This is a genomic window from Acidovorax radicis N35 (genome assembly GCF_000204195.1).
Taxonomy (GTDB): Bacteria; Pseudomonadota; Gammaproteobacteria; order Burkholderiales; family Burkholderiaceae_C; genus Acidovorax; species Acidovorax radicis.
Window position 1 is genome coordinate 163212 of sequence record NZ_AFBG01000021.1, and the last position, 13810, is coordinate 177021.

A 13810-nucleotide genomic window follows, 5' to 3' on the forward strand; every position below is an offset into this window, starting at 1 on the left:
CAAGGTTCGCGTTCCAACAATCGGGCATCTTTTCTTTGCGAGATGCCATGAACTACCTGAATTTCCTTGCGGCGCGCGGCGCCATCCTCTCCCGTCGCCGCTGGCTCGCCGCAGCTGGCCTGGGCACCCTGATGACCGCCTGTGGCGGCGGTAGCGACGATGGCGCTGACCCCTTGCTGGAGCGCCTGCAGTCCCAGGCCGGCAAGCTGGTGTCCCAGGGCGTCGTGGGTGCGGCCACGGGCTGGACGGATTCCACGCGCGCCCGTGTGGCGGTGGCCGGGCTGCGCCGGTTGGGCGGCACCGCCGCGCTGGAGCGCGGCGACCTGATGGCAATTGGCTCCAACACCAAGGCCATGACGGCGTGTGTGGCCGCCAGCGTGGTGGACCAGGGCCTGCTGCGCTGGGACAGCACGCTGGCGCAGACGCTGCCCGGCCTGGCCCGCGAGGCCCTGCCCGCCTATCAGGGCGTCACGCTGCGGCAGCTGCTGGACCACCGCACGGGCGTGATGGCATTCACCGCACCGGAAGATGTGGCCAAATTCCTCGGCGAAGTGGGGGCGGACGTGATCACCCGGCTGCAACAGCCTGCCGAGGTGGAGGAGTTCTTCCTGCAGTGGCTGTTGCGCCAGGCCCCTGTCCGGGGCACGGGGGCCGACCCGGATTTTGCGTACTCCAACGCTGGCTACGCGCTGGCGGCCCGCATGCTGCGCGCCGCCACGGGCCAGGACTGGGAAGACCTGCTGCGCCAGCGTGTGGCCCAGCCGCTGGGCATCTCCCTGTTCGTTGGCGAGCCTTTGCGAAAGGGCAGCGACCAGCCCGCAGGCCATGCCCTGGAAGGCGGGCAATTGCAGCCCCAAGGCCTGCCCGGGGCGCCCGAGCGGGTATGGCTGGAAATCCTGAGCCCTGCCGGCGCCGTGAGCCTAGCCGCGCGGGACGACGCCCTGTGGCTGCAATGGCACCTGCGCGCCCTGCGCGGCGATGCCACGCCCCTGCCCCGCAGCTACGTGCAGGGGCTGCAAGACCTGACACGCGCTCCCGCCAACCGCTATGCGCTGGGATGGATCTCGCACGCCATGCAAGGCGCAGGCTGGCTGTTGCACACGGGCGAAACCGGCGGGTTTCAGGCGTTGTCGCTCGTGGCCATGGACGGGTCGCGCGCCGCCTTTGCGCACGGCAACATCGCCACCGAGGACAGCATCGCGCTGCTGTACGAAAGCGTTTCGGCGCTGCTGGCCTGAGAAGCGGTTCTGAAAGCGGTGCGCGCCCGTCAGCGCGGATCGTGCGCGAGCAGCCTGCGCACCAGCACCTGCAGATCTGCCTGCAGCCGCGCCATGCCCTCGGGCACCTGCGCCAGCGTGCGCTCGTCCATATAGAGCTTGCGGTTGATCTCAACCTGGATGCTGTGGCGGTGCTCTGCGGGGTTGCCGTAGCGGCGCACCAGCTCCACGCCTTTGTAGGGGTGGTTGTATTCCACGCTGTAGCCACAGCCGCGCAGATGCTCACAGATCAGAGCGGACAGCGCCGGGCTGGCCGTGGTGCCATCGCGGTCGCCCACCACGAAGTCGGCGTGCTCCAGGCCCGGAAAGTCGGTGGCAAACCGCCCCGCCACGGCGGGCATCGAGTGGCAGTTGAGGTGAATGCTGTAGCCGTGGCGCGCGTGGGCGGCATCGATGGCCTGGGCCACCGCCGCGTGGTACGGGCGCCAGCACTGGTCGATGCGCGCGCGCACCTCGGCCACGGTGAGCTGGCGGTTGTAGATGGGCTCGCCTTCGTCGGTGAACTTCCAGATCAGGCCTTTGCCCAGGCGCACCTTGCTGAGCACCTGGGGGTCGGTGGAGATGGGGTCGGTCCACTCGCCATCGAGCAAGCTGGTGTCGAGCTCGGTGGTGTCGCGGTTGGCATCCAGATAGATGCGCGGGAAATGGGCCTCGACCCAGGCGGCACCCAGCGCAGGGGCAAAGGCGTAGATTTTTTCGACATGGGTGTCTTCGGCACGGCGCAGCGTGGGCAGGTCGCAGGCCGAGCCGAAGTCGGCGGGGTACTGCGTGCCGCTGTGGGGCGAGTCGAGCACCAGCGGGGTGTTGCCGGGCATGACCGTCACCCTGCGGGAAGCGGGGGGGTGGGTGGCCTGTCCGGGTGACCCGGTGGCGCCCGGCTGGGCGTGCTGGAAGCGGTGGTGGATCAGTTTCAAGGCTGAATGCATAGGCAGAGTGTGCGCAAAGTGGGGCGGCTGGCCTGGCCGTCCAGACCGGGTGAAGACCATGGTTATATCCCTGCAAGGGTCTTCCCCGACTATGGCCGCCGGGCCCGCAGGCCCGGTGTGGGTTCAATCCAGCGCCACCTTGGCGTAGGTGGCAATACCCTTCATTTTGTCGATCTCATGGGCAATCTGTGCGGTGAATTCCTTGGAGGTCGTGCCCGAGGGATACAGCCCCTGCCCCGCCAGGCGCTCGCGCACGGCAGGCTCCTTGAGGGCCTGTGCCACGGCCTGCTGGATGCGGTCTATCGCCGCCGGGGGCGTCCCTGCCGGGGCCACCAGACCGAACCAGGAGGGCTCGTTGGCCTGTTTGTAGCCCAGCGCGGCATAGGTGGGCACATCGGGCAGCACATCCAACCGTACTGGCCAGGAAACGGCCAACGCCTTGAGTTTTCCAGCCTTGATGTAGGGCAGCGAGGAGGCCACCTGGTCAAAGTACACCCCCACCTGACCAGCCAGCACATCGTTGATGGCCGGGCCTGCACCCCGGTAGGGGATATGAACCATGGCGGTGCCTGCGCTGCGCTTGAACAGCTCGCCCCACATGTGGCCGATGGTGCCGTTGCCCGGGGTGGCGTAGGACACCTTGCCGGGGTTGGCCTTGAGGTGCCTCACCAGATCCGCAAGGTCCTTGACGGGCAGGACGGCCGGGTTGACCACCACCACGCCGGGCGCCTTCACGATCTCGGTCACGCCCACAAAGTCCTTGGTGGGGTCATAGGGCAGCTTGCTGTAGACGGCGGGGTTCACACCATGGGTGGACAGCGTGGCCACCCCCAACGTCAAACCGTCCGCAGGGGCCCGGGCCACTTCGGCCATGCCGATGGAGCCACCCGCGCCGCCACGGTTTTCCAGCACCACGGGCTGCTTGAGGATGCGGGCCAGCGGCTCCTGCAGGCTGCGGGCCGTGATGTCGGTCGCGCCGCCTGGGGGGAAGGGCACGATGATGCGCAGAGGCTTGCCCTCTTGCGCCAGTGACATTCCAGGAACGAAAGATACAGAGGCCAGCGCAGAGAGCATGTGACGGCGTTGCATGGGTTTTTCTCCTATGGGGTGCTTTAAGGTTAAGTGAGGCACAGACAATTTCCAAGCAACGGATACGCCTGATAACATTCCAAAAAGGAATGATCCAACCCTGCAACCATGTCCTCTCTTCGTCGGCTTTCGCCCCCTTTGCACCTGTTGCGCGCGTTTTCCATGGTCACGCGGTTTGGCAGCGTCTCCCGCGCGGCCGAGGCCTTGCACCTGACGCAAAGCGCAGTGAGCAAACAGGTCAAGGAGCTGGAGGGGTGGGTGGGCGTGGCGCTGTTTGAGCGCAGCCGCAAGCGCCTGGCGCTGACACCGGCGGGCGAACGCTACGAAAAGGCCGTGCGCGCGGTACTGGCGCAGCTGGAGGCGGCGACCCTGGAGCTGATCACCAGCGACGACGGTGGTGGCGCACTGCACCTGTCCAGCCTGCCCACGTTTGCAGCCAAGTGGCTGATCCCGCGCCTGCCGCAGTTCCAGCAGCAGCACCCGCAGGTCACATTGCACTTTGTGCCCTACGTGCACAGCTACGACTTCGAGCGGCCCGAGCTGGACTGCTCCATCCTGTTCGGCGAAGGCCACTGGCCCGGCGCGCACGCGCACTACATCACCGGCAACGAGGTGGCGTTGATCGCCCCGCGCACCCGCGTGGCCGACTGGGCCGTCCACACGCCGGGCGACGTGGCGCACCACACGCTGATGCGCCACGTGACAGTGCCCGAGGCCTGGCTGCGCTGGAGCGAGACACACGGGGTGCCCGGCCTTATCGATCCCCTGGCGGGCCCGCAATTCGACCAGTTCCAGACCATGATCCGCGCGGTCATGGCTGGAATGGGCCTGGCACTGGTGCCGCGCTGCCTGGTGCAGGACGAGATCACCGCCGGGCTGGTGCGCGAGCCCCTGGCCGACGCGCCGCTGCGCGGTGGCTACCGGAGCGACATGGGCTACTGGTTTTGTTATCCCGAAGGCCGCACCCAACTGCATGCGTTGCAGTGTTTTCAACAATGGCTGTTGGCCTGCGCTTCGCCCGCCGGCGAAACACCACAACCCCTGCCCGCATCGGACATGGGAGCGAATACGTTCGCCACCGTCTGACTTCGGCTCAAAAACCCCCTCGTCAATGTTTGTTGACGGTCGACCATTCGTCAACTACAGTTGACGAATGCAGCCCCCAACCGCACTCCCCCCGCCCGACAACCCCGAGGCCGCGCTGGCTGCCGTAGTCGCCCTGCGCCTGATGGCCGACCGGCTGGAAACCGCTGCCGTGGCCGCGGCGCTGGAGCAGGGCTGGTCGTGGACGCAGATCGCCCAGGCCCTGGGCGTGAGCAAGCAGGCAGCGCACAAGCGCCTGTCACCCCACATGCCCCAGGCCCCACAGACGTTCCGTTCTTGAGAAGGAGTTCTCGCCATGTTTCGCCAATTGCAACACCGCTTCCAGAGCATGCGCACGCTGAGCTGCCTGTGCACCAGCGCCGAGGCCCATGCCCGCGCAAGCGGCCAGGCCGCACCGGGGGCCGAGCATTTTCTGCTGGCCGCCATCGATCTTCCCGAGGGGTCGGCCCGGCGTGCGCTGGAGAGCGTGGGGGCCGACCCCGCCGCCGTGCGGGATGCGATCGAGCAGCAGTACCGCGATGCGCTCCAGGACATGGGACTGAATGCGACCCTGCCGCAGGCGCCGGCCCTCGCGCCACCGGTTCCAGGCCTCTACCGGGCCCAGCCCTCGGGCCAGGAGGTCATGCAGACGCTCGCGCGCTCCCGCAAGGACCAGGGCGGCCCCCTTCTGGGGGCCCACGTAGTGGCAGTGGTGGCCACCATGCCGCAAGGCGTGGCGGCGCGCACACTGCGTGCCATGGGCATCGACGCAGGCCAGCTGGCGGCTGCAGCACAGTCCCAGGTGCCATTGGCAACGGGCGCAGCCGCCTGACCCGGGTTCAGCGCATCAACGTACCGGCCCCATCGCCGCCCGCATAGGCCTCCAGTCCAATGGCCACCACGGTGGCCACGTCGTGGCCTACTTCGGTCCGGAACTCGGCTTCTGCCTGTGCCACGGCATCCCGGAACGCCTGCAGCCACGCCAGGCCCGTGGTCGTGAAACACACGCGGCGCGCGCGCGCGTCGAGCGGGTCGGCCTCGCGCGTGACCAGACCCCAGGCCTCGCACTGGTCCACCAGGTTGGCCATGGCCTGCTTGGTCATGCCCGCACGCTGGGCCAGGTCAGTCAGCCGGTCGCCCGGCAGCGCCAGGTGGCGCGTGATGTGCACATGGGCTGCACTCACCTGGTCGCGCGCGGCCAGGTTGGACAGCGCCAGCGGCACTTCCACGTTGTGCGCCATGAGCTGCAGCACGCGCGCGTCGAAACGGCGCATGGCGTGGCCGAACAGGCGGCCCAGGTGGGTCTGGCGCCAGCCGTCTTCGGCAGGGGATGGAAGGGACAAATCAGGCATCACCGAATTGTCAGGCAAACTGACTAAATTATCCTTGAATGCCTTCCAATAGCTCGCATAAACTACTGTTCAAGCATCCAGCCTGTGATTAATTGCAGAGCAATGCAAACATCCAACCTGTTGTTTTTCAAGGAGTTTTCTCATGGACGTCGCAGTCAAAGGCACCAACCCCGCATTGCCCGTGAACACCGAAAAGGCCAAGGCCCTGGCCGCCGCGCTCGCCCAGATCGAGAAACAATTCGGCAAGGGCACGATCATGCGCCTGGGTGAAGGCGAGGTGATCGAGGACATTCAGGTGGTCTCCACCGGCTCGCTGGGCCTGGACATTGCCCTGGGCGTAGGTGGCCTGCCGCGCGGCCGGGTGGTCGAAATCTACGGCCCGGAATCCTCGGGCAAGACCACGCTCACGCTGCAGGTGATTGCCGAGATGCAAAAACAGGGCGGCACCTGCGCGTTCGTGGATGCGGAACATGCCCTGGATGTGCAATACGCCCAGAAGCTCGGGGTGCAGCTGTCCGACCTGCTGATCAGCCAGCCCGATACCGGCGAGCAGGCGCTGGAGATCGTGGACAGCCTGGTGCGCTCGGGTGCTGTGGACCTGATCGTCATCGACTCGGTCGCAGCCCTCACGCCCAAGGCCGAAATCGAAGGCGAAATGGGCGACGCCCTGCCCGGCCTGCAGGCCCGCCTGATGAGCCAGGCGCTGCGCAAGCTGACCGCCACCATCAAGAAGACCAACTGCATGGTCATCTTCATCAACCAGATCCGCATGAAGATCGGCGTGATGTTCGGCTCGCCCGAAACCACCACCGGCGGTAACGCGCTCAAGTTCTATGCCTCCGTGCGCCTGGATATCCGCCGCACCGGCACCATCAAGAAGGGCGACGAAGCCATCGGCAACGAAACCAAGGTCAAGGTGGTCAAGAACAAGGTGAGCCCACCCTTCAAGACGGCCGAGTTCGACATCCTGTTCGGCGAGGGCATCAGCCGCGAGGGTGAAATCATCGACATGGGCGTGACCGCCAAGATCGTGGAAAAGAGCGGTGCCTGGTACGCCTACAACGGCGAAAAAATCGGCCAGGGCCGCGACAACGCGCGTGAGTTCCTGCGCGAGAACCCCGACCTCGCCCGCGAGATCGAGAACAAGGTGCGCGAAGGCCTGGGCATTGCGCTGCTGCCTGGCGCACTGCAGGCCCCTGCCGCCGCCGCGAACGAGTGAACTCCGAAACTTCAAACAAAATAGGCCTCCAGCGCTTGATTGACAAGCGCTGACAGCTATCAAATTTGAAGCGCAGAGATTCATGGGATTCACCACGCTCTCGCTCAAGGGCCGGGCCCTGCGCCTTTTGAGCCAGCGGGAACATTCCCGCAGCGAGCTGGCCACCAAGCTGGCGCCCCACGCGGAGAGTCCCGAGGAGCTGGCCGCCCTGCTGGACCTGCTGGTGGAGCAGGACTGGCTGAGCGACCAGCGCGCGGCCCAATCCCTGGTGCATCGCCGGGGCCCCCGCCTGGGTGCCGCCCGCCTGGTCCGGGAACTGCGCACCCGGGGCGTGGCCGATGAGCTGGCGCGCGAAGCCACGGCTCCGCTGCTGGCCACCGAGGTGCAGCGCGCGCGCGAGGTATGGCAGCGCAAGTTTGGCCAGGTGCCTCTGGACATGAAAGAACGCTCGCGCCAAGTCCGCTTCCTGATGGCACGCGGCTTCACCCTGTATGCCATCCAGAAAGCCATTGGGGGCGACACGGAGGACGAAGACCCTGGCGCTGCCTGACCCAGGCCGGCAGCCAACGTGTCCTCTGACCAGGCCCGGTCAGCGCTGCATTGGCAACTCTGCGGCGGTGCCACTGGCTGATGGTGCCGCAAGCACCTCGGGCGGCAAGGGTGCCCACCGGGCATCCAGGCCATTGGGGTCCACCACATACACGATGGCCTGGCCCGAGCCCCGGTCGCTCAGGATGCCCGTGATCCACGGGGCGTGTGCGGACACGCTGCCCGGCACAGGGTGCACGCTGTCCTGCGACACCACCCCCACCAAGCGCTCCACCAACAGCACCACTGGGCGGCCCTGGCTCGTCACCACCACCGCCACGGCCCGCCGCGGGTCGGCCAACGCAGACAGGCCCGCAATGCGGCAGGCGTCATAGGCTGGTGCCATGCGGGTCCCGCCTTCGTGGGCAATCTCGAGCATGCCAGCCAACTGCGCCGGGCCAGGCACCTGCACCAGGCGCGCGGCCGACATGGCCTGCTGCACATGCACGCTGTCGATGGCCAACAACAAGGCGCCACAGGCCACCACGCCATAGCGGCGCACGTTGCCACCGGCCCCGTTCACGGATGACTGCGGCAGGGCCAGCGCACTGCTGCTGGCCACGGCGGGCTGCACGGGCATCAGCAATACGGAGTACACGGGTTCCCGGTACCCGTCGTCGCGCTTGAATTCCCGGTATCCGGTGCTGGCCGCAACACCCGCCAGATAGTCCTGCCCTTGCCAGCGCACGCGCTGCGCGGTGGCGGGCATGGCGGACGCCGTGGCCACAGAGGGAGTTTTTCCGGCGGGCCCGGGCTGCCGCCCTGCAGCACCTGTCGGCACCGCAGCCCGCGCGATATCGGCTACAAAAGGCAGCACAGGTGGCGCGCCGCCCTGGGCGGCATCCAGGCCATCCTCGTCGGCGCTGGCCAGCACGCGCCCCTGCGCATCAGTGAAGAAGCCGCGCATGGCCTGTCCCTGCGGCAACGCATCGCGCAGCATGGCTTTCAGCTCGGTGGCGCAGTTGAAGGCCAGCGCAATGCCACCCACCACCGGGCCACCCGGCGCGGTGCGCAGCGCAGCGCAGTACACATAGGCGGGCAAGCCGTCGGCCAGCGCCTGGGGCAGCATGGGCGACACGGCATAAGCCTGCGCACCCTGCAAGGCCAGGGTGCGCCGCACCAGGTCGGCATCCAGCTGCAGGTCGGCGGGCAGCGTGTTGGCATCGCAAGACACGGCCACCACACGCCCCTGGCGGTCAAACAGCGCCACGCGCCGGTACACCGTATAGAGGCTGTTGAGGTGCGCGAGGATCTGCGCCGCGCGCTGTGCTGCAGCTGCCGATTGCTCCGGCGCGCCCCGGGCCTGTATGTCTGTCAGCGCATGGGCCAGCTCTTCAGACAGGGCCCACCAGCGGCAGTCGTTGGCGCGTTCGTAGAGATTGCGGTCCATGATGCGGACCGCCAGGCCGGCATGGGCCTTCATCTCGGCGCGTCGCCCTGCCAGCAACAGCCCGCGCAGTTCCTGGATGGCACCGTCGAAGACGGCAATGGTGTCCTTGCCCGTGCGCCCGATCTGGTCAAACACGGCATGGATCGACGAACCTGCGCTCACCGCCGATTCGGCCACCTTGCCATTCCAGATCACGCGGGTCAGCCCCTCCTCGATGGCGCGGGCGCGTTCCACAATGGCGCGCAGCATGGGATCGTCCACTTCCATGCCTGCAGTCTCCACCGGTGCCTGCGCGCCACCGGCCCCAGCGCCAATGTGCTGGGCAGCACCCGCTGCAGAGTCCGGCGTAGCTTGCTCGCCCTTGAACGCCGCATCCAGGCGCACCAGCGCCACCGCCCGCCAAGGCAGGCCTTGGTAGCCCTGGTAGCCCCGGGTGGTGCGGGCCTGCGCCAGATAGTCATGGCCACGGTGCGTGCAGGGGCGGGCATCGAGTGACTGCAGAGAGCCGGTGGCCAGGAACTCGCCCACCGAAAATTCAGCCGGCTTGCTGGACGCAATGACACGGTCACTGCCATCCACCAGCAACAACGCCACGCGGTCCTCGGGGTCGCGCAGGTCGGCAAAGATCGACTCCAGCTCGGAATGGAGCCCGAAGCGCAGCACCACGGCACCACAGGCGCGCCCCTGGGCCGACGCGACCCGGTGCACGTAAAGCAACAGATCGCCTTCGCCGGGATACCAGGCCGAGGCACCATAGTGCTCGCCATAGCCGGGGCGGTCCATCGCGCCGCGCCACCAGGCGGGCTCCTGCGCAATCAGGGCCTCGCTCACCTGCCGGTCTTCCAGGCCTAGCAACGGATGGGCGTAGGCATCCAGCAGCAGGATGTCGTCGTAGACGGTGTATTTGGCGCGGTACTCTTGCAGCCGGCGGCGCAGCAGCGTGGCGGTATCAGGGTCACCGTTGTCTCCCGCCGCCTCCACAAAGGCCACCAGCGGTCCATCGGTAGCGATGAAGCCCACATCGGCCGTGCGCTCGAAAAGATTGCGCACCAGGATGTCGATGGCCACCTGGGCCCGCGAGGCCAGGTCGCCCAGGCGATTGCCCAGGTGGGTGGTGGCAATGTGCTCCACCATTTCCTGCGCGAGCGTGGCAAACGCCGTGCGCGTCTGGTCCAGGGTGTGCAGGAAGCCCGCAGCCTCGCCAGGGCACACGATGCGCGCAGTGGTGTCGATGACCTCCCAGCGAAGGTCCAGGCGCTGCAACGCAGCTTCGAGCTTTTGCAGCGACCGCATCTGCGGCGCCACGATGTCGTAAGACAGTGGAAAACCCATCAGCCCTCCCAAAAAACTTACGGCGTACGCCAGCGGGCCTGGCACGGTCAGCAGTCTGGAATCAGCTTAAACGATTCCGATGGAGGCGCCCAAAGAAAAAGCGCGCCAGATCTGGCGCGCTTGAGAATCTACCGGGAAAGCAGGAGGATCGGAAACCCGCTGCGTTTCAAAGGCCCAGCATGAGCTGCAGGTTCTGCACGGCGGCTCCGCTGGCTCCTTTGCCCAGGTTGTCCAGGCGCGCAATCAGCACGGCGTGGCGGTGTTCTTCGTTGGCAAACACGCGCAGCTCCAGCTTGTTGGTGTCGTTGAGCGCCGTGGCATCGAGCTTGCCGTCGGCCGTGGCGGGCAGCACGCTGACCCATTGCTCGGGAGTGTTGCTCTTGGCATAGTGCGAGGCCAGTGCATCATGCAGGTCAGCCGCCTTGGGGGCGCCAGGCAGCAGATCCAGATGCAGGGGCAACTGCACCAGCATACCCTGCCGGAAGTTGCCCACCGAAGGCACGAAAATCGGGCGCCGCGTGATGCCGGTGTAGCGCATGATTTCGGGCAGGTGCTTGTGCTGCAGGGTCAGAGCGTAGGCCTCAAACAGTGGCGCAGTGCCAGCTTCGTAGGCTTCGATCATGGTGCGGCCTCCACCGGAGTAGCCGCTGACCGAAGGCAGTGCCAGAGGGAAGTCCTTGGGCACCAAGCCTGCATCCACCAAGGGGCGCAGCAGCGCAATGGCGCCTGTGGCGTAACAGCCGGGGTTGGCCACACGGTCCGCCTGGGCCACGGCTTCGCGCTGGCCCGGGGCCAGTTCGGGAAAACCAAACACCCAGCCCGGTACCGTGCGGTGGGCCGTGCTGGCATCAATCACCTTGACCTTGCGGCCCGTGCTCTGGGCAATCTCATCCACCATGGCCACGGTGTCGCGCGCGGCGTCGTCGTGCAGGCACAGGATCACCAGATCGACCCCGGCGATCAGATCGCGTTTGGCTGCGGGGTCCTTGCGCAACTCGGGCGCGATACTGACCAACTCGATCTGCGGCATGGCCTGCAGACGCTCGCGGATCTGCAGGCCCGTGGTACCGGCTTCGCCATCGATAAAGACTTTGGACATGGGGGTGCTCCTGCAAAAAAAGGCGGCAGCGTCTGCCAAAACGAACCACAAAAGAGACAAAAACCAGCCACCCGGCGGGGACAGGGGGCCGTCAGCTACGCACAAGAATGGTGCATTGCAACATGATACAGTTGCTGGTTGCCATGTTCCCAGCCCGCGGCCAGACATTTTGTTGTTCATGGTAAACGGGTAACCACCATCCTTCCCTGAGAGAGACCTCATGAAGATTCACGAATACCAAGGCAAGGAAATCTTGCGCAATTTTGGTGTGCCCGTTCCGCGCGGCATTCCCGCATTCACGGTGCAAGAAGCCGTCGAAGCAGCCCAGAAGCTCGGCGGCCCTGTGTGGGTCGTGAAGGCCCAGATCCACGCCGGTGGCCGTGGCAAGGGCGGCGGCGTGAAGGTTGCCAAGACCATTGAAGACGTCAAGCGCATCTCGGGCGAAATCCTGGGCATGCAGCTCAAGACGCACCAGACCGGCCCCGAAGGCCAGAAGGTCCGCCGCCTGTACATCGAAGACGGCGCCGACATCAAGAACGAACTGTATGTATCCCTGGTCACCGACCGCGGCACGCAGAAGGTCGCCCTGATCGCGTCGAGCGAAGGCGGCATGGACATCGAGGAAGTGGCCCACTCCACCCCCGAGAAGATCATCACCGAGATGATCGACCCCATCGTCGGCATCACCACCGAGCAAAGCAAGAAGGTCGCAGCCGCCATCGGCCTGACCGGTGCTTCCGTCGACCAGGCCGTAGACATCTTCGCCAAGATCTACAAGTGCTACATGGAAACCGATGCGTCGCTGGTGGAAATCAACCCACTGAACTGCGACTCCAAGGGCAATCTGATGGCTCTGGACGCGAAGTTCAACTTCGACGCCAACGCGCTGTTCCGCCACCCCGAAATCGTGGCCTTTCGCGATCTGGACGAAGAAGATCCGGCCGAAGTGGAAGCCTCCAAGTTCGACCTGGCCTACATCAGCCTGGATGGCAACATCGGCTGCCTGGTGAACGGCGCTGGCCTGGCCATGGCCACCATGGACACCATCAAGCTGTTCGGCGGCGAGCCGGCCAACTTCCTGGACGTGGGCGGCGGCGCCACCCCCGAGAAGGTCACCGAAGCCTTCAAGATCATGCTCAAGAACCCCAAGGTCGAAGGCATTCTGGTCAACATCTTCGGCGGCATCATGAAGTGCGACACCATCGCCACCGGCGTGATCACCGCCTGCAAGGCCGTGAACCTGAACGTGCCGCTGGTCGTGCGCATGAAGGGCACGAACGAAGAGCTGGGCAAGAAGATGCTGGCCGAGTCCGGCCTGCCCATCATCGCTGCAGACACCATGGCCGAAGCTGCGACCAAGATCGTTGCTGCCGTCAAGTAAGCCCGGAGAACACACATGTCGATCTACATCAACAAAGACACCAAGGTCATCACCCAGGGCATCACGGGCAAGACCGGCCAGTTCCACACTGAAAAGTGCCAGGAATACGCGAACGGCAAGAACGCCTTCGTGGCAGGCGTGAACCCCAAGAAGGCCGGCGAGTCGATCTTCAACATCCCGATCTACGCCTCCGTCAAGGAAGCTGCATCGCAGACCGGCGCCACCGTGTCGGTGATCTACGTGCCGCCCGCAGGCGCTGCCGCCGCCATCTGGGAAGCCGTCGAGGCCGACCTGGATCTGGCGATCTGCATCACCGAAGGCATCCCGGTGCGCGACATGCTGGAAGTGCGCAACAAGATGAAGGCCAAAGAAGCCGCCGGCGGCAAGCGCACGCTGCTGCTGGGCCCCAACTGCCCCGGCCTGATCACGCCTGACGAAATCAAGATCGGCATCATGCCCGGCCACATCCACCGCAAGGGCCGTATCGGCGTGGTGAGCCGTTCCGGCACGCTGACGTACGAAGCCGTGGCCATGCTGACCGAAGTGGGCCTGGGCCAGTCGAGCGCCGTGGGCATTGGTGGCGACCCTATCAACGGCCTCAAGCACATCGATGTGATGAAGGCTTTCAACGACGACCCGGACACCGATGCCGTCATCATGATCGGCGAAATCGGCGGACCTGACGAAGCCGAAGCCGCCCAGTGGTGCAAGGCCAACATGAAGAAGCCTATCGTCGGCTTCATCGCTGGCGTCACAGCCCCTCCCGGCAAGCGCATGGGCCACGCCGGCGCGCTGATCTCCGGTGGTGCCGACACTGCCGATGCCAAGCTCGCCATCATGGAAGAGTCGGGTTTCATCATCACCCGCAATCCGTCGGAACTGGGCAAGCTGCTCAAGGCCCAGCTGAAGTAAATCTCGCCGCGACCGTTCGCGCAACAACGGACGCCTCGGGCCGCGCGGCTTGAGAGGCGAGTCGAGGCGAATCTCCAAAAAAGCGCCCGGTACCAAGGTTCCGGGCGCTTTTTTCGTTTTCAGAAAGCGTGCTGCCGAAGTGGCTCCCGGGACATCACGTCC

Annotated in this window: 13 protein-coding genes; 8 read left to right on the top strand and 5 right to left on the bottom strand. The window is 65.9% G+C overall.

Annotation, left to right across the window (positions count from 1 at the left end):
- The first annotated feature begins 47 nt into the window (after positions 1-47).
- On the top strand, positions 48-1238 hold the full coding sequence (locus ARADN35_RS0117805) for a serine hydrolase domain-containing protein (RefSeq protein WP_010464498.1): 1191 nt from the start codon (positions 48-50) through the stop codon (positions 1236-1238).
- A gap of 29 nt (positions 1239-1267) precedes the next feature.
- Here the strand turns inward: ARADN35_RS0117805 and ARADN35_RS0117810 are convergent, their stop codons facing one another.
- Positions 1268-2203, bottom strand: a complete 936-nt coding sequence (locus ARADN35_RS0117810) for an N-formylglutamate amidohydrolase (RefSeq protein ID WP_029414144.1) — start codon at positions 2201-2203, stop codon at positions 1268-1270.
- A 123-nt stretch (positions 2204-2326) separates the two neighbouring features.
- Positions 2327-3292, bottom strand: coding sequence for a Bug family tripartite tricarboxylate transporter substrate binding protein (locus ARADN35_RS0117815; protein ID WP_029414145.1), 966 nt, complete (start codon positions 3290-3292; stop codon positions 2327-2329).
- 108 nt (positions 3293-3400) lie between these two features.
- Here ARADN35_RS0117815 and ARADN35_RS26555 point away from each other — a divergent pair, with 108 nt between their 5' ends.
- From ARADN35_RS26555 to ARADN35_RS0117830, 3 genes are all read left to right on the top strand, one after another.
- Positions 3401-4378 (top strand): LysR substrate-binding domain-containing protein, encoded by a 978-nt coding sequence (locus ARADN35_RS26555; protein ID WP_035197544.1) that lies wholly within the window; start codon positions 3401-3403, stop codon positions 4376-4378.
- A 67-nt stretch (positions 4379-4445) separates the two neighbouring features.
- Positions 4446-4676, top strand: coding sequence for a helix-turn-helix domain-containing protein (locus ARADN35_RS0117825; protein ID WP_010464506.1), 231 nt, complete (start codon positions 4446-4448; stop codon positions 4674-4676).
- 15 nt (positions 4677-4691) lie between these two features.
- Positions 4692-5207 (top strand): Clp protease N-terminal domain-containing protein, encoded by a 516-nt coding sequence (locus ARADN35_RS0117830; RefSeq protein WP_010464508.1) that lies wholly within the window; start codon positions 4692-4694, stop codon positions 5205-5207.
- A gap of 7 nt (positions 5208-5214) precedes the next feature.
- Here the strand turns inward: ARADN35_RS0117830 and ARADN35_RS0117835 are convergent, their stop codons facing one another.
- Positions 5215-5727: a MarR family winged helix-turn-helix transcriptional regulator gene (locus ARADN35_RS0117835; protein ID WP_029414146.1), complete on the bottom strand. Its 513-nt coding sequence runs from the start codon at positions 5725-5727 to the stop codon at positions 5215-5217.
- Between the two features lie 142 nt (positions 5728-5869).
- Between ARADN35_RS0117835 and recA the strand changes: the two genes are divergently transcribed.
- Both recA and recX read left to right on the top strand, forming a co-directional pair.
- Positions 5870-6946, top strand: coding sequence for a recombinase RecA (gene recA, locus ARADN35_RS0117840; protein WP_010464512.1), 1077 nt, complete (start codon positions 5870-5872; stop codon positions 6944-6946).
- Positions 6947-7028: 82 nt separating this feature from the next.
- Positions 7029-7496, top strand: coding sequence for a recombination regulator RecX (gene recX, locus ARADN35_RS0117845; protein WP_010464513.1), 468 nt, complete (start codon positions 7029-7031; stop codon positions 7494-7496).
- A 39-nt stretch (positions 7497-7535) separates the two neighbouring features.
- Here recX and ARADN35_RS0117850 read toward each other — a convergent pair whose 3' ends face one another.
- Positions 7536-10256, bottom strand: coding sequence for a chemotaxis protein CheW (locus ARADN35_RS0117850; RefSeq protein ID WP_010464515.1), 2721 nt, complete (start codon positions 10254-10256; stop codon positions 7536-7538).
- Between the two features lie 166 nt (positions 10257-10422).
- Positions 10423-11355, bottom strand: a complete 933-nt coding sequence (gene argC / locus ARADN35_RS0117855) for an N-acetyl-gamma-glutamyl-phosphate reductase (RefSeq protein WP_010464517.1) — start codon at positions 11353-11355, stop codon at positions 10423-10425.
- Positions 11356-11575: 220 nt separating this feature from the next.
- Between argC and sucC the strand changes: the two genes are divergently transcribed.
- Both sucC and sucD read left to right on the top strand, forming a co-directional pair.
- Positions 11576-12736, top strand: a complete 1161-nt coding sequence (gene sucC / locus ARADN35_RS0117860; protein ID WP_010464519.1) for an ADP-forming succinate--CoA ligase subunit beta — start codon at positions 11576-11578, stop codon at positions 12734-12736.
- A gap of 15 nt (positions 12737-12751) precedes the next feature.
- Positions 12752-13648: a succinate--CoA ligase subunit alpha gene (gene sucD / locus ARADN35_RS0117865; protein WP_010464520.1), complete on the top strand. Its 897-nt coding sequence runs from the start codon at positions 12752-12754 to the stop codon at positions 13646-13648.
- Positions 13649-13810: the final 162 nt, after the last annotated feature.

Bases quoted from the DNA above. Each gene is read 5' to 3' on its own strand.
- recA (WP_010464512.1), top strand. From the start codon at position 5,870: ATGGACGTCGCAGTCAAAGGCACCAACCCCGCATTGCCCGTGAACACC.
- ARADN35_RS0117805 (WP_010464498.1), top strand. From the start codon at position 48: ATGAACTACCTGAATTTCCTTGCGGCGCGCGGCGCCATCCTCTCCCGT.
- ARADN35_RS0117835 (WP_029414146.1), bottom strand. From the start codon at position 5,727: ATGCCTGATTTGTCCCTTCCATCCCCTGCCGAAGACGGCTGGCGCCAG.
- ARADN35_RS0117830 (WP_010464508.1), top strand. From the start codon at position 4,692: ATGTTTCGCCAATTGCAACACCGCTTCCAGAGCATGCGCACGCTGAGC.
- sucC (WP_010464519.1), top strand. From the start codon at position 11,576: ATGAAGATTCACGAATACCAAGGCAAGGAAATCTTGCGCAATTTTGGT.
- ARADN35_RS0117815 (WP_029414145.1), bottom strand. From the start codon at position 3,292: ATGCAACGCCGTCACATGCTCTCTGCGCTGGCCTCTGTATCTTTCGTT.
- ARADN35_RS0117850 (WP_010464515.1), bottom strand. From the start codon at position 10,256: ATGGGTTTTCCACTGTCTTACGACATCGTGGCGCCGCAGATGCGGTCG.
- argC (WP_010464517.1), bottom strand. From the start codon at position 11,355: ATGTCCAAAGTCTTTATCGATGGCGAAGCCGGTACCACGGGCCTGCAG.
- ARADN35_RS0117825 (WP_010464506.1), top strand. From the start codon at position 4,446: ATGCAGCCCCCAACCGCACTCCCCCCGCCCGACAACCCCGAGGCCGCG.
- sucD (WP_010464520.1), top strand. From the start codon at position 12,752: ATGTCGATCTACATCAACAAAGACACCAAGGTCATCACCCAGGGCATC.
- ARADN35_RS26555 (WP_035197544.1), top strand. From the start codon at position 3,401: ATGTCCTCTCTTCGTCGGCTTTCGCCCCCTTTGCACCTGTTGCGCGCG.
- ARADN35_RS0117810 (WP_029414144.1), bottom strand. From the start codon at position 2,203: ATGCATTCAGCCTTGAAACTGATCCACCACCGCTTCCAGCACGCCCAG.
- recX (WP_010464513.1), top strand. From the start codon at position 7,029: ATGGGATTCACCACGCTCTCGCTCAAGGGCCGGGCCCTGCGCCTTTTG.